We start from the raw sequence: 352 nt of genomic DNA, 5'->3' as shown, positions 1-352 counted from the left end.
GGAGCAGCTGCACGAGCAGGCCTGTGACGAAGGTGGGGACGGAGATCACCACGAGGGTGAGGATGCGGACACCGGTGTCGACGGGCCGGCCGCGGCGCAGCCCGGTGACGACGCCGAGGGTGATCCCGATGACGATCTCCAGGACGATCGCCACGATGGTCAGCCGGATCGTGACGGGGAATGCCGAGCCCCTGAGTTCGGTGACCTTCTGGCCGTTGAACGCCGTCCCGATGTCCCCTGTGAAGACGTTCCCCATGTACGTCAGGTACTGCTGCCACACGGGCTTGTCGAGGCCGAGGTCGGTGCGGAGCCGCTGGGCGGTGGCGGGGTCGCACTGCCGGTCGCCGCAGAG

The 352-nt window shown here is 68.5% G+C and carries 1 protein-coding gene; it reads right to left on the bottom strand.

Annotated elements, in window-relative coordinates:
• Positions 1–352 (bottom strand): ABC transporter permease (locus J0695_RS41855; RefSeq protein WP_206970045.1); only part of this gene is annotated, 352 nt, incomplete at both ends.

It is taken from the genome of Streptomyces beijiangensis (genome assembly GCF_017315755.1).
Lineage (GTDB): Bacteria > Actinomycetota > Actinomycetes > Streptomycetales > Streptomycetaceae > Streptomyces > Streptomyces beijiangensis.
This window is presented reverse-complemented; position numbering and strand designations above follow the sequence as displayed.